The sequence below is a fragment of the Crossiella sp. CA-258035 genome, from assembly GCF_030064675.1.
Taxonomy (GTDB): Bacteria; Actinomycetota; Actinomycetes; order Mycobacteriales; family Pseudonocardiaceae; genus Crossiella.
In genome coordinates, this window is the sequence record NZ_CP116413.1 from 2,508,180 (window position 1) to 2,528,025 (window position 19,846).

Annotated in this window: 18 protein-coding genes; 8 read left to right on the forward strand and 10 right to left on the reverse strand. The window is 73.2% G+C overall.

Going from position 1 to position 19,846, the window contains the following annotated elements; genetic code table 11:
• Positions 1-31 precede the first annotated feature (31 nt).
• Positions 32-586, forward strand: coding sequence for a TetR/AcrR family transcriptional regulator (locus N8J89_RS11635; protein ID WP_283664349.1), 555 nt, complete (start codon positions 32-34; stop codon positions 584-586).
• Here the strand turns inward: N8J89_RS11635 and N8J89_RS11640 are convergent.
• Together N8J89_RS11640 and N8J89_RS11645 are read right to left on the reverse strand one after the other, a co-directional pair.
• Positions 583-1,098 carry a nuclear transport factor 2 family protein gene (locus tag N8J89_RS11640; RefSeq protein ID WP_283664350.1) on the reverse strand — a complete coding sequence of 172 codons (516 nt, stop codon included), beginning with the start codon at positions 1,096-1,098 and terminating at the stop codon, positions 583-585. The two genes, N8J89_RS11635 and N8J89_RS11640, sit on opposite strands and share 4 nt — an antisense overlap.
• Entirely contained in the window at positions 1,095-2,420 is a 1,326-nt protein-coding gene (locus N8J89_RS11645) for a DHA2 family efflux MFS transporter permease subunit (protein ID WP_283664351.1), read from the reverse strand. The genes N8J89_RS11640 and N8J89_RS11645 overlap by 4 nt, the downstream gene beginning before the upstream one ends.
• A 144-nt stretch (positions 2,421-2,564) precedes the next feature.
• Between N8J89_RS11645 and N8J89_RS11650 the strand changes: the two genes are divergently transcribed.
• Genes N8J89_RS11650 through N8J89_RS11665 form a run of 4 tightly spaced genes read left to right on the forward strand, consistent with a single transcriptional unit; the run spans position 2,565 to position 4,727 of the window.
• Entirely contained in the window at positions 2,565-3,212 is a 648-nt protein-coding gene (locus N8J89_RS11650) for a TetR/AcrR family transcriptional regulator (RefSeq protein ID WP_283664352.1), read from the forward strand.
• Complete coding sequence (locus N8J89_RS11655) at positions 3,209-3,580, forward strand: contact-dependent growth inhibition system immunity protein (protein ID WP_283664353.1); 372 nt, start codon at positions 3,209-3,211, stop codon at positions 3,578-3,580. Before N8J89_RS11650 ends, N8J89_RS11655 begins: the two co-directional genes overlap by 4 nt.
• A 4-nt stretch (positions 3,581-3,584) precedes the next feature.
• Positions 3,585-4,178 (forward strand): DUF7711 family protein, encoded by a 594-nt coding sequence (locus N8J89_RS11660; RefSeq protein WP_283664354.1) that lies wholly within the window; start codon positions 3,585-3,587, stop codon positions 4,176-4,178.
• 9 nt (positions 4,179-4,187) lie between these two features.
• The gene (locus N8J89_RS11665) at positions 4,188-4,727 is read left to right on the forward strand and encodes a hypothetical protein (RefSeq protein ID WP_283664355.1); all 540 of its coding nucleotides are present in this window, start codon (positions 4,188-4,190) and stop codon (positions 4,725-4,727) included.
• A gap of 39 nt (positions 4,728-4,766) precedes the next feature.
• Here N8J89_RS11665 and N8J89_RS11670 read toward each other — a convergent pair whose 3' ends face one another.
• Both N8J89_RS11670 and N8J89_RS11675 read right to left on the reverse strand, forming a co-directional pair.
• A complete protein-coding gene (locus N8J89_RS11670; RefSeq protein WP_283664356.1) occupies positions 4,767-5,126 on the reverse strand; it encodes a hypothetical protein in 360 nt (119 codons plus the stop codon).
• Positions 5,127-5,209: 83 nt separating this feature from the next.
• Positions 5,210-6,016 (reverse strand): TetR/AcrR family transcriptional regulator C-terminal domain-containing protein, encoded by an 807-nt coding sequence (locus N8J89_RS11675; protein WP_283664357.1) that lies wholly within the window; start codon positions 6,014-6,016, stop codon positions 5,210-5,212.
• 73 nt (positions 6,017-6,089) lie between these two features.
• Between N8J89_RS11675 and N8J89_RS11680 the strand changes: the two genes are divergently transcribed.
• Both N8J89_RS11680 and N8J89_RS41735 read left to right on the forward strand, forming a co-directional pair.
• The gene (locus N8J89_RS11680; protein ID WP_283664358.1) at positions 6,090-8,351 is read left to right on the forward strand and encodes an ATP-binding cassette domain-containing protein; all 2,262 of its coding nucleotides are present in this window, start codon (positions 6,090-6,092) and stop codon (positions 8,349-8,351) included.
• A gap of 2 nt (positions 8,352-8,353) precedes the next feature.
• Positions 8,354-9,793: an SIP domain-containing protein gene (locus N8J89_RS41735; protein ID WP_349497470.1), complete on the forward strand. Its 1,440-nt coding sequence runs from the start codon at positions 8,354-8,356 to the stop codon at positions 9,791-9,793.
• A gap of 28 nt (positions 9,794-9,821) precedes the next feature.
• On the opposite strand, the gene N8J89_RS11695 is transcribed toward N8J89_RS41735, so the two are convergent.
• The 4 genes from N8J89_RS11695 to N8J89_RS11710 all read right to left on the reverse strand — a co-directional run bounded on the left by N8J89_RS11695 (position 9,822) and on the right by N8J89_RS11710 (position 13,558).
• Positions 9,822-11,753: a UvrD-helicase domain-containing protein gene (locus N8J89_RS11695; RefSeq protein ID WP_283664359.1), complete on the reverse strand. Its 1,932-nt coding sequence runs from the start codon at positions 11,751-11,753 to the stop codon at positions 9,822-9,824.
• A 71-nt stretch (positions 11,754-11,824) separates the two neighbouring features.
• On the reverse strand, positions 11,825-12,289 hold the full coding sequence (gene rnhA / locus N8J89_RS11700; protein ID WP_283664360.1) for a ribonuclease HI: 465 nt from the start codon (positions 12,287-12,289) through the stop codon (positions 11,825-11,827).
• Between the two features lie 22 nt (positions 12,290-12,311).
• Complete coding sequence (locus tag N8J89_RS11705; RefSeq protein WP_283664361.1) at positions 12,312-12,833, reverse strand: hypothetical protein; 522 nt, start codon at positions 12,831-12,833, stop codon at positions 12,312-12,314.
• 50 nt (positions 12,834-12,883) lie between these two features.
• Positions 12,884-13,558 (reverse strand): hypothetical protein, encoded by a 675-nt coding sequence (locus N8J89_RS11710; RefSeq protein WP_283664362.1) that lies wholly within the window; start codon positions 13,556-13,558, stop codon positions 12,884-12,886.
• Positions 13,559-13,866: 308 nt separating this feature from the next.
• Between N8J89_RS11710 and N8J89_RS11715 the strand changes: the two genes are divergently transcribed.
• Complete coding sequence (locus N8J89_RS11715) at positions 13,867-16,272, forward strand: helix-turn-helix transcriptional regulator (protein WP_283664363.1); 2,406 nt, start codon at positions 13,867-13,869, stop codon at positions 16,270-16,272.
• On the opposite strand, the gene N8J89_RS11720 is transcribed toward N8J89_RS11715, so the two are convergent.
• Entirely contained in the window at positions 16,243-18,036 is a 1,794-nt protein-coding gene (locus N8J89_RS11720; RefSeq protein ID WP_283664364.1) for an ABC transporter ATP-binding protein, read from the reverse strand. The genes N8J89_RS11715 and N8J89_RS11720 overlap by 30 nt on opposite strands.
• Complete coding sequence (locus N8J89_RS11725; protein WP_283664365.1) at positions 18,029-19,828, reverse strand: ABC transporter ATP-binding protein; 1,800 nt, start codon at positions 19,826-19,828, stop codon at positions 18,029-18,031. Before N8J89_RS11725 ends, N8J89_RS11720 begins: the two co-directional genes overlap by 8 nt.
• Between the last annotated feature and the right edge of the window lie 18 nt (positions 19,829-19,846).

Sequence of the window (19,846 nt, forward strand, 5' to 3'; positions counted from 1 at the left end):
GGTATACATCCGAGCGTCTACTCTTCAACCGATGCCTGCCGACGACCCAGCCCCAACCCGGCGACTGCCTCGGGCCCAGCGCCGCGAACAGATCCTGGTCGCGGCCACCGAAGCCTTGTCCCGCAACGGGTTCGCCGCCACCAGCCTGGACGACCTGGCCGCCGAGGCCGGGGTCAGCCGGATGATCCTGTACCGGCACTTCGAGTCCAAGCAGGACCTGTGCCACGCGGTGCTGGACCGCGCCACCAGCCGCCTGCTGGCCGCCACCGAGGTCGAGGTGGGCGCCGCCAGCGTGCAGGCACTGGTCACCTGGGCGGCGGCCGAACCCGCCGCCTTCCGGGTGCTGTTCCAGCACGCCGCGCACCAGCCGGAGTACGCCGCCCAGGCCCAGCGGCTGCGCTCGGCCATGGCCGCCGAGGTGCTGACCAGGCTCGCCGGGCAGGACCCGTGGACCCGCTGGGCCGCCCGGCTGGCCACCACCACCTGCCTGGAGGCGATCACCGCCTGGCTGGACGTCGGCGCGCCCGACCCCGACTCGGCGGTCGGCCGGATCACCGCGGTGATCGAGTCGATCGTGGCCGGTTAGGCCCGCAAGCGCCCCAGCACCGCGCCGATCTCCTCGGTGACCACCGGCGGCTTGCCCTGCTTCCAGGTCACGTGCAGCTCGATCCGGCGGAACCGCCAGCGCCCGTCCAGCCGCACCACCTCGGCCTGGTACCAGCCGCCGCTGACGAACCGCTCGCCCGGCGGGTCCGCGCGCAGCTGCTGGGTGGCCTCCAGGTGCACGTGCGACTGCACGCCGTCCCAGCGCACGGTGGCCCGGTCGCCGTCCAGCTCGACCAGGTGGTTGCCAGCAAGGTGCTGGGTCGGGCCGAAGAGGTTCAGCGTGGCGGTGTGCAGCTCCACCATGTTCGCCAGGCCGTGGAAGGAGCCGACCGGGTAGTGCAGCTCGATGTCCGGGGCGAAGGTGCGCTCCGCCCAGCGGGCGTCGAAGGCCCGCTCGTCCAGCGAGCGCAGGAACCGGGTGACCAGCTCGACGATCTCGGTGCGGTCGGTCAGCGCCCGGATTTCCTGGCGCAGCAAGGCGATCTCGTTCACGCGGCCCTCCTGGGCAACATCAGCGCGGGCAGCAGCGCGACCGCCACCAGGCCCGCGACCAGCAGATAAGTTTGTTGGATCGCCGCGCCGGGAGCGCTCGCGGCGAGGTTGGCGGCCAGCACCACCGAGAGCACCGCGGTGCCGGTGGCCCCAGCCAGCGCGCTGGTCAGGCCGAGCACCGCGCTGCCTGCCGCGGTGCGCTCCGGCGGCAGCGCGCGGGTGGCCGCGGTCATGGTCGGCATCATGGTGCCACCACCGCCCACCCCGACCAGCGCGACCGCGATCAGCAGCCCCCAGTACGGCCCGTCCATGGCCAGCTGCGCGGCGAAGGCGAGGAATCCCGTTACCCCGACCGAAATTCCGGCCAGCACGATCAGGCCCGGCGGGAACCGGTCCACCAGCCGCCCGGCCACCTGCATGATCAGTCCGGAGCCCAGGGCCGCCGGGATGATCAGCAGTCCGGCCGAGGTGGCGCTCTCGCCGCGGGCCAGCTGGAAGTACAGCGGCATCAGGAACATCGAGCCGAAGTACCCGCAGGAGTACAGCGCGAGCGTGCCCACCCCGGCGGCGAACACCCGGTCCCGGAACAGGCCCAGGTCGATCAGCGGTTCGCGGATCCGCTTGGCGCGCACCAGGAACCCGCCGACCAGCAGCGCGCCGGCCACGATCGCCAGCAGCGTACTGCCGCCGAACTCGCCCTGCTCGCCGCCGACGGTGACGCCGTAGAGGACCAGCGCCAGGCCGGGGGAGAGCATCAGCAGGCCGGGCAGGTCGAGCCTGCGCGGGGTGCTCGCGGCATCCGGCGGGAACAGTTTCAGCGCCAACAGGATCACCGCCGCGCCGATCGGCAGGTTGAGGAAGAACATCCAGCGCCAGGACACCTCGTCCACCAGCCAGCCGCCGAGCACCGGCCCGGACAGCGGTCCGATCAGCACGCCCAGTCCCATGGTGCTCATCGCCTTGCCCAGCTCGCCGGGCGCGGCCGCGCGGGCCAGGATGGTCATGCTGACCGGCATGATCATCCCGCCGCCCAGGCCCTGCACCACCCGGAAGCCGATCAGCGAGCCGATGTCCCAGGCGGCCCCGGCCAGCGCCGAGCCGAACAGGAACAAGCCGATGGCGCACAGGTAGATCCGGGTCGCGCCGAAGCGGCCGACCGCCCAGGCGGTGACCGGGATGACCGCGGCCATGGCCAGGGAGTAGCCGGTGACCACCCAGCCGACCGTGGGCAGCGGGGCGTGGAACTCGGTGGCCAGGTGCTTGAGCGCCACGTTCACGATGGTCAGGTCCAGCCCGGTGAGCACCCCACCGAGCACCAGCACCAATGCGACTATCTGCGAGCGAGCGCGAGGTGGCGCCTGCGTGGTCATGAGGTCCCCCAGGATCTCGTCGGGTAACGTCGTCAAGGTACAACGACCGTTGCAACAAGTAAAACGAGTATTGTAAAAATTTCCGGGAGGGACGCCTTGAGCAGCGAGAACAGTGGCCGGAAGGGGCTCGCGGAGAAGCGGCAGGCGATCCTCGAGGGGGCCAGGACGGTCTTCGCGCGGGACGGCTACACCCGGGCGGGCATCGACGTGATCGCCAAGGAGGCCGCGGTCTCCAGCCGCACCATCTACAACCACTTCGCGGACAAGAAGGACCTGTTCCGCGCGATCATCCTGGAGAGCGCGGCCCAGGTCAGGGAGACCATGCTGGCCAGCATGGCCAGGCACCTGGACAAGATCCTGGACCTGGAGGCCGACCTGCTCGCCTTCGCCCGCGACTTCGCCGCCCCGCTCCAGGTCTACAACGGCCACTTCGCCCTGGTCCGCCACATCCAGGCCGAGGTCGGCCACTTCCCGCCGGACGTGCTGGCCGCCTGGCAGCAGACCGGCCCCGCCCCGGTCCGCGCCGAGCTGGCCCGCCGACTTGGCGACCTGGGCGAGCGTGGCCTGCTCACCATCGAGGACCCCCAGCGCGCCGCCACCCACTTCTCCCTGCTGGCCGTCGGCGAGGTCCAGGCGGCCACCTTCTACGGTGCGCGGCCAATCGCGCCCGACCTCTTCGAAGCCGCGGTCGCCGAGGGAGTGCGGGCGTTCCTGCGCGCCTACGGAACGGAGCAGACCGGATGAACCTGACCGAGCTGGAACGCGACGACTGGGGCCCGCCGCCGCCGGAGGCCAGCCACCTGATCACCCGCTGCCACCAGCTGCGCCGGGTCCCGCTGGACCGGCTCACCCCCGCCGACCTGCGGCTGCTGATCGGCCAGCACATCGGCCTGCCGCACCTGGTGCCGCTGGCGCTGGCGCGGTTGCGCGCGGATCCGTTGCTGGAGGCCGACTTCTACCCCGGCGACCTGCTGTGCGCGGTGCTCGGGGCCGGCGCGGAGTTCTGGGCAGGCCACCCCGGCTGGCGGGCCGAGGTGACCGCGCTGGTGGCCGAGGGGAGTGGCCGGAAGAGGTGGCCGAGGCCATCGCGGAGTTCCACTCGGGCAGGATGACACCGTGAAACGCAACCGCGCGGCCCACCACCTGGAAACCCTGGCGCAGACCTGCGCCGGCCTGGCGGCGAACCCGAACCCGATCAGCCCGCTGCGCGTGCGCGCCCTCTGGGCCGCAGGCGAGATCCTCGAACCGGGGGCCGAACCGGAGATGATCACGGTCGCCCTGTCCGTGGACCTGCCGCCGGCCGAGGTGCCCTGGCGCGGCGAGCCCACCGGCGCGCAGCACTGGGCGAACCTGACCCGGTTGTCCCGCAACCCCTTCATCCCGCTGTGGCGCTCGGCCCAGGCCCCGGTGTGGAACCACCACATCGTCCGCCCAGTGCCGGTGTGGTCGGCCGAGGAGGGCATTGCCACCGACGCGCTGACCGCGCTGGCCGAAGGCGACCTGGAGCCGTTCCGCGCCGAAGCTCCGTCCACAGTGGACTACCAGGCCCGGCTGGTCGAGGAGCTGGCGCTCTGCCACGCCGCGCTGCGTGCCGCCACCGAGAACTATGAGGCCCGCCGCTGGGCCCCCGGCAAGCTGGAACCGCACGCGGACCTGCTGTTCCGGTCCAGCAAGGGTTACCTCGAACTGCTCGCCGCGAGTGGCCGCTAGGCTGGCCGGGTGCCTGACTTCGATCGCACCGACGCCGTGCTGGACGCCCAAGGCGAGCAGGTGGTCATCTGGCACGTGCAGACCGGGCTGGACGACGGCATGTCCCGGCTGACCGGCGCCTGGGTGACTGGCCGGGACGAGCCGGAGAAGATCGCCGCACTGCTGGAGCGCCGCCGCTGCCTGATCACCTCAGCCGGGGAGAAGGCGTTGGCGGAGCTGGAGATCACCGTCGAACGGCGCATCGACCCGGTCGCCACGGTGGCCGCGATCGAGGCCGAGCGGGAGGCCCTGCAGGCGGTCTACGACGCGCTGCCCGCCCCGCACACCTTCGTCGCGCCGATCTGGCCGCCGCTGCCGGAACCGTTGGACCTGACCGACCCGCCGGCCAGTGACGCGGTGCCGCCGACCGGGACCGCGCACGCGGTGGCCAGCTGGCTGGCCGGAGTCGCGGACACCTGGGAGAAGGTCGAGCGCGAGCGGATCACCCGGAAGTACCTGCACGACACCGACTCCAGGGACCGCAGGCTCACCCCGTTCGCGGTGCGCTGAGGCGCGGGGCCCTCGGGGCGGAGGGCCCCGCGCGCGGCATCACCAGCGGAGACCGAGCTCCCAGGTGGGGGCATCGAAGCTGGCCCGCGCGGTCAGCGTGTAGAAGCTGGCCGGCAGCGTGCAGGTCCAGCTGCGCGCGGGCTCGTTGGCGTAGGCGCCGCCCTTGCAGTTGCCGATGGTGAACGTGAAGTAGGTGTCCTGGGCGCCAGGACGCAGCCACGCGTCGATGTCGATGGAGATGGTGCCGCCGGGGAAGTACCCCGAGGCCAGGCTGCAGCTCCGGTCCGGGTTCGGGTCGCAGCGCTTGGTCGGGTTCGCGGCGCTGGCCGTGCCGGCTCCGAGGAGCACACCGGTCAGCACCGTGCCCGCCACCGTCGCGGTGGCCAACAGCTTCTTCATCGGGTTCCCCAACGGGTTCAGGCTCCGTCCGGCGCGGAGATCGCGGCGAGCCTAGCCACCAGCGGCCGGGGACCGCCGTCCTTTCACGCTGGGCTGAAACCCAGGCCCAGTCCGGCCCGCTGCCGGGCGACCTCGATCCCGTCCAGCAGCACGGCCAGCCCGGCCTCGAAGGTCTTCCGCGCCTCGAACTCCAGGTACGGCGTGTCCCCCCGGTCCTCCTCCGGACCCTCCTGCAACCGCGCCAGCAGCGGGAACCGGGTGCCGAACTCCGGGGCCACCTCGCCGAGGTGCGCCGAGCGCCCGAACCACCACTCCTCGTCGGTCTGCCCGGTCGCGACCAGCGCCTGCCGCGCCTCGGCGATCGGCTGCGCGGCCCCGCGCACGTACTGCGAGAGCGCCCCGACCAGCCGCCGCACCAACTCGGTGTCCAGCCCGGTGGCGAAGAGCAGGCCCAGCGTGGTCTCCAGCACGGTGAACTCGCCCGGCCCGAGCACCGGCCGCGCCTGGGAGACCTGCAGGACCCACGGGTGCCGCAGGTAGAACTCCCAGGTGTCCTCCGCCCACATCGTGATCGCGGCCCGCCAGCCCTCGTCCAGGTCGTATTCGACCGGCAGCTCGGTCAGCACCCGGTCGTACATCAGGTCGATGAGCTCGTTCTTGTTCGGCACATAGGTGTAGAGCGCCATCGCGGTGCGTCCGAGCCGCTGGCCGACCGCGCGCATCGACAGCGCGGCCATGCCCTCCGCATCGGCGACCTCGATCGCCGCGGTCACCACCGCGGCCAGGTCCAAACCCTGCTTCGGGCCGGGTTTTGGCTGCTCATCCGCTGTGCCGCGCCACAGCAGGGCCATCGACCTGGCCGCGTCACCCTGGGCGGCGTAGACCACCAACTTGCATCTCCTTACGCCATAAAGTACCGTCCTGCGGCCATCACTTTACAGCCTAAAGTTCTCTGGGGGTCAAGTGGCACTGCCTGCCGACAGTCACGATGTGATCGAGGTCAGGGGAGCACGGGAGAACAACCTGGCCGACATCTCGGTCGACATTCCGAAACGTCGCCTCACCGTCTTCACCGGGGTCTCCGGCTCCGGCAAGTCCTCCCTGGTCTTCGGCACCATCGCGGCCGAGTCGCAGCGGATGATCAACGAGACCTACAGCGCGTTCCTGCAGTCCTTCATGCCGGCCCTGGGCCGTCCGGACGTCGACTCGCTGCGCAACCTCAGCGCCGCGATCGTGGTCGACCAGGAACGCATGGGCGCCAACGCCCGCTCCACGGTGGGCACCGCCACCGACGCGCACACCATGCTGCGCATCATCTTCAGTCGCCTCGGCCAGCCGCACGCCGGCACCTCGGGCGCGTTCAGCTTCAACCTGCCCGAGGGCATGTGCCCGGAGTGCGAGGGCATCGGCAAGGCCAGCGCCATCGATGTCGATCAGCTCGTGGACCGGGAGAAGTCGCTCAACGAGGGCGCGATCACCGTGCCCCAGTTCGCGGTGGACTCCTGGTACTGGAAGCTGCTGGCGCACTCCGGCCTGGTCGACCCGGACGTCAAGCTCAAGGACTACACCGAGCAGCAGTGGCAGGACTTCCTGCACAAGCCGGCCACCAAGATGAACATCGCCGGGATGAACACCAACTACGAGGGCCTCGTGGTCAAGGTGCAGCGGGTGTACCTGAGCAAGGACCGGGAGGCGATGCAGCCGCACGTCCGGGCCTTCGTGGACCGCGCGGTGGCCTTCACCACCTGCCCCTCCTGCCAGGGCGCGCGGCTCAACCAGGCCGCGCTGGCCTCGCTGGTCAACGGCAAGAACATCGCCGAGTGCTCGGCCATGCAGATCAGCGACCTGGCGGCGTTCCTGCGCTCGATCGACGAACCCGCGGTGGCCCCGCTGCTGGCCGGGCTGCTGGAGACGCTGGACTCGATGATCGGCATCGGCCTGGGCTACCTGAGCCTGGACCGGGAGTCCGGCACCCTCTCCGGTGGTGAGGCGCAGCGGGTGAAGATGGTGCGGCACCTGGGTTCCAGCCTCACCGACGTCACCTACATCTTCGACGAGCCCACCGTCGGCCTGCACCCGCACGACATCCAGCGGATGAACGAGCTGCTGCTGTTGTTGCGGGACAAGGGCAACACCGTGCTGGTGGTGGAGCACAAGCCCGAGGTGATCGAGATCGCCGACCACGTGGTCGACCTCGGCCCGCGCGCCGGCTCCGGCGGCGGCCAGGTCTGCTACACCGGCGACGTGGCCGGGCTGCGCGCTTCCGGCACCCTCACCGGCCGCCACCTGGACCACCGGGCGCAGCTGCGCGAGGAGGTCCGCACGCCGGCCGGGCAGCTGCCGATCACCGGCGCGAACCTGCACAACCTGCGCGATGTCAGCGTGGACATCCCGCTCGGCGTGCTCACCGTGGTCACCGGCGTGGCGGGCTCCGGCAAGAGCTCACTGATCCACGGGTCCCTGTCCACAAAGGACGGTGTGCGGATCGTCGACCAGGCCCCGATCCGCGGGTCCCGGCGCAGCAACCCTGCCACCTACACCGGGCTGCTGGACTCCATCCGCACCGCCTTCGCCAAGGCCAACGGGGTCAAGGCCAGCCTGTTCAGCGCCAACTCAGAGGGGGCCTGCCCGAACTGCAAGGGCCTCGGCCTGGTCTACACCGACCTGGCCATGATGGCCGGGGTGGCCTCGGTGTGCGAGCAGTGCGAGGGCCGCCGGTTCACCCCGGAGGTGCTGACCTACACCTTGCGCGGCAAGAACATCAGCGAGGTGCTGGCCATGCCGGTGACCCAGGCGCGGGACTTCTTCGCCAAGGGCGCCGCGCACGCCGTGCTGGACCGGATGCACGAGGTGGGCCTGGGCTACCTCAGCCTCGGCCAGCCGCTGACCACGCTCTCCGGCGGCGAGCGGCAGCGGCTCAAGCTGGCCATCCACATGGGCGAGGGCGCGGCCACCTACGTGCTGGACGAGCCCACCACCGGCCTGCACCTGGCCGATGTGGACAAGCTGCTCGGGCTGCTGGACCGGTTGGTGGACAACGGGAACACCGTGGTGGTGATCGAGCACCACCAGGCCGTGATGGCGCACGCGGACTGGATCATCGACCTGGGCCCCGGCGCCGGGCACGACGGCGGCCGGATCGTCTTCGAGGGCACCCCGGCCGAGCTGGTGAAGAACGCGGACACGCTGACCGCCCGCCACCTGCGCGACTACGTGGGGGTCTGACCGTGACGCCACCTCTTGTCGACCACCTCCGGGTCACCGCGGTCCGCAGGCTCAGCCCGCACCTGGTGCGGGTGAGCTTCACCGGCCCCGGTCTGGAGAACTTGCCCACCTGGCCCGACCAGCAGCTGAAGCTGTGCTTCCCGCAGCCGGGCCAGACCGAGCCGGTGCTGCCGGCACTGCCGCCGGACGGCGACCCGATGCGCTGGTACCAGGCGTACCTGGCGATTCCGGCGGCCGAACGCCCGGTGCTGCGCAGCTACACCGTCCGGGCGCACCACCCGGAGACCGCCACCATCGACGTCGACTTCGTGCTGCACGGCGGCGCGGACGGCCCGGCCACCGCCTGGGCCGCCCGCGCCGAGGTCGGCGACCTGCTGGGGCGCTACGGCCCGGACGCGCAGTACGCTCGCCCGCTCGGCGAGTCCGACTGGGTGCTCTTCGCCGGTGACCTGACCGCCCTGCCCGCCATCGCCACCCTGCTGGAGTCGCTGGCCCCGGACCGGAAAGCGTTGGTGTACCTGGAGGTTCCGGACACCGCCGACGAGCAGCCGCTGACCACGGCGGCCGAGCTGGAGCTGCACTGGGTGCGCCAGGGGCCGGACGCGCTGCTGAACGCGGTGCGCGGCGCGGAGCTCCCGTCCGGCACCGGGCTGGCCTGGCTGGCGGGGGAGGCGGGCGCGGTCCGCTCGTTGCGCCGCCACTTGGTCGGCGAACGCGGGATGGCCAAGCGGGACATCGAGTTCACCGGCTACTGGCGGCTGCGGCTCACCCAGGACGACGCGCCCACCGAGGAGGACATGGCCGAGGTCCAGGAACGTCTCGCCGAGGTCAGCCAGCCGACCGGGCTGGACACCTTCGAGCGGGCTTACGGTGAGAACAGCGCGCCGTGGGTGATCGGCGAACCGCAGCCCGCGGTGGTGGAGCTGGCCGCGGCAGGGGAGTTCCGCGGTGAGGTGCTGGACGTGGGCTGCGGCGACGGCCAGCACACCATCCACCTGACCGCGCTGGGGCACCGCGTGCTGGGTGTGGACTACTCGGCGCTGGCCATCACCGCGGCCAGGGCCAACGCGGTCCGTGCCCAGTCCCCGGCCCGGTTCGAGGTGGCCAACGCGCTGGACCTGGGGCCGGAGCCGCGTTACGACACGGTGCTGGACTCCGCGCTGTTCCACGTCTTCGGCGCGGCCGACCGGGCCGCGTACGTGCGCAGCCTGCACCGGGTGTGCCGTCCCGGCGCGGTGCTGCACCTGCTCGCGTTGTCCGACAAGGGACCCGGCTTCGGCCCCGAGGTCAGCGACTCGGTGATCCGGGCGGCCTTCGCCGAGGGCTGGGTGATCGAGTCACTGGCCGACGCCGAGTACCGGGGCGTGGTCGGCCAGGCCGAGGACGGCGGCAAGCAGCTCGGCGATCTCCCGGCCTGGCTGGCCAAGATCCGCCGCGTCTAGCCGGTGTGGCAGGCGCCGCCGGAGCTGGTCACCCGGCTTCGGCGGTGCCCCACCACAGGAAGTCCCGCGCCCTGGTCGCCGCGACCAGCTGCTGCCGCTCGCGCAACGCCCGCTGCTCCTCGTCCTCGGTGGGCCGTGCGCCGAACTCGACCACCAGCACCGCCTGGAAGTCCAGTCCCTTGGCCCGGTGCACCGTGCCCACCTTGACCCGGTCGTCCTCCGCGCCCACGTAGTCGTCCAGCCGCAGCATCGGAATCCCGGCCGCGCGCAACAGCGCCGTGCACCGGTCCAGGTCCTTGCGGTGGAACACGATCACCGCCGTCCGTCCACTCGGGACGGTCGACCCGGCCAGTGCCGAGCGCAGCGCGAGACCCAGCTCCGCCTCCGGCCCGCGCCAGGACTGGATCTCCCCGCCCTCGTTGGCCGACTCGGCCTCGCGCAGCCCGACCCCGGCCGCGCCGTCCAGGTCGTCGACCTGGTTGGTCGCGTCGAACCGCTGCGCGAAACCCAGCACCTCGGCCCGGTTCCGGTAGTTGATCCGCAGCACCTCACCCCGGCCCTGCACCGGAATCCCGGCGTCGGCCAGCCGCCAGCCGCCCGGGTAGACCTGCTGCTGCCCGTCGCCGACCAGCAGCAGCCGGTTCGGCCCGTCCCCGGCCAGCTCGCGCAGCAACCGCAGCCCCATCAGCGTGATGTCCTGCACCTCGTCCACCACCACCGCCGCGTACGGCCGCTGCGGCGGTTCCCGGCGCAGCTCGGCCAGGGCCAGCGCGATCAGGTCGTTGTGGTCGTGCAGCCCGCGTTCGGCCAGGTAGCGCTGGTAGCTCTGGAACAGCGCCCACACCAGTTCCCGCTGCCCGCCGTCGAGCGGCTTGACGCGACCCCGGCGCGGCGTGCGCTTGTACTCCGCCAGGCTGCCGACACCCCGGCCCTTGATCACCCGGTCGATCTCGGTCCGCCAGTAGCCGACCTCCTCGATCTCTTGCAGGGCAAGGCGGTGCGCCATCCAGGCCCGGCTGAACGCGGTCTCCGCCGAGGAGGACCGGATGGTCAGCTCGTGCCCGCGCTCGCGCAGGAAATCCCGCGCCCAGGCGTGCAAGTTGGTGAACTCCACCCGGTCGGCCAGCTCCGGCGCCAGCCGGGCGAAGGAAGCCTTGTGCACCAACGGAAGTGTGCGCACGAACGTGGTGAACAGCAGCGGCCCGGTGCTGCGCCGGGCCAGGTGCCGCAGGCGGTGCAGCGCGACCACGGTCTTGCCGGTCCCGGCCGGCCCGCTGATCCGCGCCGGCCCGCTGTAGTCCCGCACCGCCACCGCCTGCTGGCGCGGGTGCAGGAAGGTCAGCCAGCTCTCGAACGGCCGCCGCTGCGCCGCCCCCACCTGGTCCTCGGTGATCTCCGCCAGCCCCAGCAGCCCTTCGGCGGGCTGTTCCCGCTCCGGCGGCGACACCCGCAGCTCCAGGTACTCCGGCAACCGCTCGACCAGTTGCGCGGCAACGGAATCCACCTGTGTCCGGTCCAGGTGCGCGGCCTCCCGGCGGAACAGCTCGGGCAGCTGAGCCTCGGTCAGCACCCAGCCCAGCCGCCGCTCCCTGGGCGCCCCGGCCTCCCCGCCCAGCACCACCGCGAGGTGGATCGCACTGCGCGCCAGCACCTGCCCGCGCGGCCCGGCGACCCCCGCGCACCGCCGCTCCGCGTGCAACACGGTCTGTCCCAGCTCGGTGTCCGAGGGCATCTGCTCCCCGATCAGCACCGCGAACACCCCCCGCGCCGCCACCAGGAAGGCAACCGCCTGTCCCGCAACGGGTTCCGGCCGAACCAGCAACCGGGCCCCGGTCGCGGTCCTGGCCAGCAGGGCGGTCAGCACCCGCCGCGACACCGCGTCCAGCCCCGGCGCCCGCTCGGTCAGCACCGCCTCGGCCCGCCGAGCCACCTCCCGCTGCGCGTGCGCGCTGATCCCCACCCAGTCCCCCTAGGTCGTCGTCCCGCCAACCTACGACCCCGGGCTGCGCCGAACTCCCTGGAAACCGGGATTCACCCGGATGCCCCAGCCATCGCCTCCTGCAACCCCTTGAGCGCCAACCGGTCCGCCCGCTCGTTCTCCGGATGCCCCGCGTGCCCCTTGACCCAGAACCACTCCACCCGGTGCCGCGCCGCGGCCGCCCCCAGCCGCTGCCACAGGTCCACGTTCTTCACCGGCTCCTTGCGCGAGCTGAGCCAGCCGTTCTTCTCCCACTTGGCCATCCAGGCGGTGACCCCGTTGCGCACGTAGGTGCTGTCGGTGTGGATGTGCACCACCGAGGGCCGGGTGAGCCCCTCCAGCGCGCTGATCGGCGCCATCAGCTCCATCCGGTTGTTCGTGGTCACCCCGGGCTCGCCGCCGCAGATCTCCTTCTCGTGGCGCCCGTACCGCAGCACCGCGCCCCAGCCACCGGGACCGGGGTTGGGGATGCAGGCCCCGTCGGTGTAGATCTCCACCACGTTCTCGTCGTCCGGCACACCGGGACGATACCCGCGCAGGTCAGCGCCACCTCCAGGCCGACCGCCCGAGGATGCTCACCCCGCACCCCGGACACGCCTGCTCCACCGGCCGACCGGCCCCGCACACCACGCAGTCCCGCCCGAACACCGACCCGTCCTGGTGCGCCGCGACCACCCGCGCCACCACCCGCGCCATCGAGTCCACCGGCCGCAGCGCGGGGTTGGGGCAGTACAACTCCAACCGCCAGGTCAGCCACCGGTCCCGCTTCAGGTGCTGCCGCCGCCCCGCTGCCTTCTCCACCCGCCGCCGCGCCGCGAACTCCGCGGTCAACGGCAGCCACAGCTCCCTGGCGCCCCGCAGCTCGGCCACCGCCCGGGTCAACGAGTCCAGGTCGTCCTCCAGGCGCAACGGGATCCGTGCCCAGGAGATGAGGTGCTGCCAGCTCGCCTGGTGGCCGTAGAGCGGGAACCGGGTGACGCAGTCCTTGAGCGCGAGCAGGCGCTGACGCACGGACAGCTCAGGGTTCTCGGCCTGGCGCGCGCGTTCGGGGAAGCTGCTCACGCGGCGACGATAGCCAGGGGAGCCGGTCGCCGCGAACGGGTATCGCGCGGTCAGGGATGGGGGAGCTGGGCCGCGACCTCGGCCACCGCGTCCAGCGCCTCCGGGTCCAAGCTGCCCGCCGCGGTCTCGGTCTCCGCGATCACCACCGCGTTGCCGTTGGGCTGCGCGTCGTAGTTGCGGCCGCTGAACCGGATGTCCCGCAGCTCCAGCAGCTCCGCCCCCAGCGGTGTGATGTCACCGGAGCCGTGCACATCGCTGAGCCGCCGGAAGTCCTCGGCCTGCCCCCTGGTGCGGAAGCGCACCCAGACCACCGAGACGACCACCACGTTCCCCTCGCCGTCGCCGATGCTGAACAGCGCCCGGTCGAGTGACTTGCACGGGGTGTGCGCGAAGAACTCGCGGACCCGGCCGAAGGAGTGGGACAGGCACTCGGCCGCGGTCCTGACCTCCTTGCGCAGCTGCCGGGTGCCCAGCCGCTGCCACGCCTGGTCCGCCTTGCCGCTCTTCGCCGACTTCTTGCCCTCGTGCTTCCGCGCGCTGATGTTCCGCGAGGCGGCCGAGTTCGCCGCGCCGCCGCCCGAGCCGCCGCCCGCACCGCCCAGTCCCAGCCCGCCACCAGCCCCTGCCGCGCCGACCACCACCACGGCCACCGCCGCGACCGCGACGGCCCCGCCCTTGCCCGCCGGATCCGAACCGCCGCCCGCGCCACCGATACGTCGTCCCATGTCGCTCCTCCCCGAGCCGACCTGATCCCGCTGACCTAACTCGCCGACGGCGGACACCTGACGCGAACCGGAAGCCGGTCCCCTGAACGGCCCAGGGAAAGCACCCGACCGGGCTCCCGGAATATCTCTAGGCAGGATGTTTTCCGGCGGGAGGGAAAACGCGGAAATGGCCCGCCGAGATGGTTCCATTTGGCCGAAGTTCGAGGCTGGGAGCTGCCCCAACGGGCAGTTGACAAGCTTGACACTTGGCGAAGCCGAGATCATGGCCAAGGCTGATACCCCTGTCGCCCAAGGGACAGGGGGACCGAATGAGATCATCGACTGGTAATTCCCCGGCCAAGTTCGTCGCGCGGGAAAAAGAACTGGAACAGGCGCTCGGCGCATTGCTGGCCGATCGGGGCATGGCGATCACCGGGCCGGTCGGGATGGGCCGGACCGCGCTGTTGTCGGCGGTGGCGGACCGGCTCAACGCGGCCAGGTTCGCGGTGGTGTGGACCTCGGCGACGCAGGCGGGCCGGGAGCTGCCGCTGGGGGCGTTCACCGGGCTGTTCGGCGCGACCGAGCGGACCTCGCCGGGCGGACTGGTGGCGGCGCTGCTGCGGCGGGCCGAGGGCCGGACGCCGGTGCTGGTCATCGACGACGCGCACTACCTGGACCCGGCCTCGGCCGCGCTCGCGCTGGGGCTGGCGCACGAGCGGGAGGTGCGGCTGCTGGTCACCGCGCGGCCGGACGCGCCGATGCCGGATGCCGTTGTCGCGCTGTGGAAGGACCGCTACCTGCGCCGGCTCGACCTGGCGCCGTTCGAGCTGGAGGGCACCACCCGGCTGGTGCGCGCGCTGGTGGACGGCCAGGTGGCCGGACCGGCCGTGCGGCTGCTGCACGGCTGGACCGGCGGCAACCCGTTGTTCCTGACCGAGCTCGTCCGGCACGGCCTGGCCGCGGGCCGCCTGGTCACCGAGGGCGGGCGGTGGTGGTGGCGTGGCGCGGCCACCGTGCCGCCGCGGCTGGGCGAGCTGTTCGACGGGTGGCTGCGCGGGCTGGACCACCCGCAGCGGGAGGCGCTGGCCGCGGTCGCGCTCGGCGAACCGCTGCCGCTGCCGGTGCTGGCCGCAGTCGCGCCCGGCATGGAGGAGGGCCTGGAGGACCGGGGCCTGCTGCGCACCTCGGCCGACGGCGGGCGGATCGTGGTCCGGATCGCGCAACCCATGCTGGCCGCCGCGTTGCGCCAACGCTTGCCCCGGCTGCGCCGCCGTCGGCTGTGCGCCGCGCTGCTGGCCGCCGCCCCGGACACCGCGGACCCGGTGCTGCGCGCCAGCTGGCAGCTCGACGCGGACACCCCCGACCCGCGCACCCTGCTCCGCGCGGCCGCACTGACCTGCCGGCACGACCCCGAGCTCGCGGTACGCCTGGCCCGCCGCGCGCTGGAACGCACCGACCTGGCCGCGCCCACCCTGGCCGCCGCCCTGGTCGAGCTCGGCGAACCCGGCCAGGCCCGCCGGGTGCTGGAGACCGCCGGTGCGCGGCTGGCGCTGGCCGCGCACCGCTGCTGGGCCGAGCGCGACCCGGCCGGCGCGCTGGCCGACCTGGCCAGGCTGCCCGGACCGGGCGCGGTGGGACTCAGCTCGCTGGTGCTGCTGTTCAGCGGGCAGACCGCGCAGGCGGGCCAGTTGGCGGCGGAGGTGCTGCGCGTGCACGGGCCCGGACTCGACTCGGCCTGGCTGGCGTACTCGCTGGCCGAGGTGCTCGCCGGGCGCACCGCGGTGGCCGCCGGGCAGGAGCCGCGCACCGGCCCCGACCTGGCCATCCGCGCCCTCGCCCAGCTCTGGCGCGGCGACCCGGCCCAGCTGCCCGCCAGCGATCTCGCCTTCGGGCGTTGGCCGCGGACCACCGCCGGTGTGCCCTGGTCCCTGCTCAGCGGCCACGCGCACGCCCTCGCGGGGGAACCGGACTTGGCCGTGGCCCGGCTGCGCGAAGCCGTGGTGCAGCACGGTGGCGGGCACCGGCTCTTCCGCACCGAAGCGGTGTCCTGGCTGGCCTTCGCCCTGCTCGCGCAGCAGCGCACCGCCGAGGCCGGGGCCGCGCTGGACGCCGCCCCGCCGGATGCGATCACCCTGCTCCCCGGCCTCGCTGAGCAGGCCCGCGGCGCGGTCGCGGCCGCCCGCGGCGACCTGGCGGGTGCCCTGACCGCGTTCACCGCGGCCGGCGCCACCGCGCGGGCCGCGGGCGCGCACACCCTGGAGCTGACCGCGCTCACCGAGCTGGCCTGGCTCGCCCCCGGCGCCCCGCCCGACCGCCTGCGCACCCTGCTGACCAGCGTGGACGCCCCCCGGCTCGGCGCGGAGGCGGCGGCCGCGCTGGCGCTGGGCCGGGGTGAGCCGGGTGAGCTGCTGGAGCACGCGGCCCGGTTGGAGGCGCTCGGCCGGACCGACCGCGCGGCCCGGCTGGCCGAGGCCGCCACCGCCGCCGGTGGCGCCCGCCGGGGCGAGGCGCTGGTGCTGGTCAGCAGGCTGCGCGGCCGTTCCGCTCAGCCAACGGCCACCGAGGCGCTGACGCCGAGGGAGATGGAGATCGCCGCGCTGGCCGCGGCCGGGCGGTCCGACCGGGAGGTGGCCGGCGCGCTCAACCTCTCGGTGCGGACCGTGCAGAGCCACCTGGCCCGGATCTACCGCAAGCTCGGCGTGCACTCACGCCGTGACCTGCCGTTCCGGCGCTGACAGCGCGGCGTAGGCCGCCGCGTGCAACGCGTACATCTCCGCGTAGTGCCCGTCCTGAGCGATCAGCTCGGCGTGCGTGCCGGTCTCGGCGACCCGGCCGTCCCGCAGCACCACGATCAGCTCCGCCTGCCGGACGGTGCCGAAGCGGTGCGAGACGACCAGCGTGATCGGCGCGTCCGGCCCGCGCTCGCTCAGGTAACGGCGCAGCAGCTCGGCCTCGCTGTCCGGATCCAGTCCGGCGGCGGGCTCGTCCAGCAGCACCAGCGCCGGGTCCGGCCGCATCCGGGCCCTGGCCAGCGCGAGCTTCTGCCACTGCCCGCCGGAGAGCTCCACGCCCTCGTGCGTCTTGCCGAGCTGACTGTCCAGCCCGTCGGGCAGCCCGGCGACCAGGCCGTCCGCGCCGCCTGCGGTCAGCGCGGCGCGCACCGCGGCCTCGTCCTCCAGCCGGGACAGCTCGCCCACCCCGACGCTCTGCCGCAGCAGCAGCTCGAACCGGCAGAAGTCCTGGAAGCAGGCGGTCACCCGGCTCTGCCAGACCGCCGGGTCCACCTCGGCCAGGTCCTGCCCGCCGAAGCTGATCGTGCCGGTGTCCGGCGGGTGCAACCCGGCCAGCAGCGTGACCAGGGTCGACTTGCCCGCGCCGTTGTCGCCCACCACCGCCACCGTCGACCCGGCGGGCAGCCGCAGGTCCACCGAGCTCAGTGCGGGGGAGTCCTGACCTGGGTAGGTGAAGCCAACCCCGCGCAGCACCAGCTCGCCGCGTTCGGGCAGCGCCGCGCCACCGCCGGAGCGGGGGTCCTTGGGCCGGCTGTCCAGCTTCAGCAGCAGGCCGATGGTGTCCAGCGAGCGCCGCAGCCAGCCGATCAGCCAGCCCAGCCCGGTGGTCGCGCCGACCAGCCGGGTGGCCAGCAGCACCACCAGCACCGCGGCCCCGGCCGAGGCCGATCCGTCGAAGACTGACCGCGCCAGCTGGTACAGCCCGCCCAGCAGCGCCCCGACGAAGACCAGCCAGCCGCCCGCCACCGCCAGCGCGCCCTTGAGCCGGGCCGACTCCCTCGGCCGGACCGCCTCGGCGAAGGCGGCCGCGTGCCGGGCCGCGATCTCCGGACCCAGCCGGTACAGCCGAAGTTCCCGCGCGGCCGAAGAATCAGTCGCCAGGGTGAACAGGCTCAGCCGCCGCCGGTCCGCCTCCGCCCCGGCCAGTTCGGCGGCGTTGACCAGCTTGGCCTGCCACCTGTTGGCCGCCACCAACGGCGCCACGAACAGCGGCAGCAGCGCCAGCAGCGGGTGCGCGAAGGTCAGCACCACCGCCGCGGCCAGGAACCGGGCGAGCAGGTTCGCGTTCTCCACCAGCGCGGCGAAGGCGATGCTGAACTCGCCGCGCCGCTGGCGCAGCAGCTCCGCGGTGTCCAGGAACTCCGGGTCCTGGAAGTGCCCGATGCCCGAGCGCCCGGCACAGGCGGTCATCATCCGCTGGTCCAGCTCGAGGCCGATCCGCTGTTGCAGGGTCTGCCGCAGGTCGGTGCTGATCGCCGACCACTGGTGCGCGGCCACGGTCACCCCGGCCAGCACCGCCCCGCCCCAGAGCACCAGGCTCCAGTCCCGCCCCACCGCCCCGTCGATGAGCTGCTGCAAGCCGATGGCCTGGGCCGCGGCGACCATGTTGACCAGCGGGGACAGGATGAGCACCAGCAGTGCCCTGCGCCGGTCCACCCGGAGCGCGGTGCCGACCAGCAGCCGGACCGCGGCGAAGCTCTTACCCACGACCATTCCCTTCGGCGGTGGCGAACGGCGCGGACTGCACGCGGAACATCCGCGCGTACCGGCCGTCCGCGGCCAGCAGTTGCTCGTGCGTGCCGTACTCGCTGACCCGGCCGTTCCGCAGCACCGCGATCCGGTCGGCCAGGCGCACGGTGGCGAAGCGGTGGGAGACCAGGATCGTGGTGCTGCCCTTGGTGATCTCCAGGAGCCGGGCGTACAGCTCGTGCTCGGCGCGCACGTCCAGGTGCGCGGTCGGCTCGTCCAGCACGAGCACCCGCGCGCCGTGCCGCACCGCGTACAGCGCCCTGCTCAGCGCCAGCCGCTGCCACTGCCCGCCGGAGAGGTCGGTCCCCTCGGCGTACTCCCCGCTCAGCGGCGTGTCCCAGCCCTTGGCCAGCTTCTGCTCGACGCCGAGGAACCCGCCGAGCCGGGCTGCCGCAACGAGTTCCGCCTCCGTCGCCGGCGTCTCCACCGCCCCGAAGCCGATGTTGTCCCGCACCGGCAGCGGGTAGCGGACGAAGTCCTGGAACACCACCGCGAGCCTGCGCCGCCAGTCGGTGAGATCCAGCTCGGCCAGGTCGTGGCCGTCCACCAGGATCCGGCCCCGGTCCGGCCGGTAGAGCCCGGCGAGCAGCTTGGCCAGGGTGGACTTGCCCGCACCGTTGTCACCGACGATCGCCAGCGAGGTCCCGGCCGGCACCACCAGGTCTAGCCCGTCGAGCACCGCCCGGTCGTCGCCGGGGTAGCCGAAGCCCACGCCCTCGAACCGGATCTCCTTGCGCGGCAAGCCTTCGGCCGAACGTGTCTCGGCCGGCGAGTCGTCGGTCAGCGCGCCGACGGTGCGCGCGGCCGGGATGGCGGCGCTGGCCGAGTGCAGGGTCCACTGCAGGTCGCCGGTGAACCCCAGCGCGAACAGCCCGAGCAGCGCCTGCAGGGCCACCGCGAGCTGCTCGGGGGAGAGTGCGCCGTCCGCGGCCCACACCGCCAGCGGGCCGATCACCGCGGCGTGCCCGGCCAGTAGCAGGAAGACGGCCGCGGTGTGCCTGCTCTTGTTGATCGCGGTGCGGCGCAGCTGGACCATGCCGTCCCACCAGCACCGGGTGAACCCGGTCACCAGCCAGGAGTGCAGCCCGAACAGCCGCACCTCCTTGGCCGCGGCCGGGGTGGTGGCCAGGTCGCGCAGGTAGCCGGCCTGCCGCAGCTGGGCCACCTCGCCGGAGTGCGCGGACACCGAACGCCGGATCTCCAGCTCCTGCCAGTGCCCGGTGACGATCCAGGCCGCGCCCAGCACCAGCGGCATCCACCACGCCCCCGCCCAGCCGAGCAGCACCGCGGCGGCGATCCCGGTGAGCCGCAACGGAACCAGCCCGGCCAGCGCGGCCACCGCCTCCCTCGGCGGGAAGCTGCCCACGCCCACCGCGCGGGCCTGCTCGATCGCGTCGGCCACCTTGGGGTCGTCCAGGTGCGCGATGCCGGGCGGGCGCAGCGCGCCTTCGACGGTGCGCTGCGCGGTGGCCACGTCCACCGCCGCGCCCAGTCGCGCGGTGACCACGGCCCGGACCGGGTCCAGCACCACGTCCAGCACCAGCGCCGCGGCCAGCAGCGCCAGCCCGGCGAACACGGCCGCCTCGGCCCCGGTGAGCGCGGCCACCAGCCGCCCGGTGGCCAGCGGCAACAGCACCGCGCCCAGCACCTGGCCGAGGATCAGGGCGCACAGGACGGCGGTCCACCCGCCGGAGATCCGCGGCAGCTGCCGGATGAGCAGGAACGCCCCGTTGGGGCCGGTGGTGGGCACGCGGATCGTCCTCTCAGG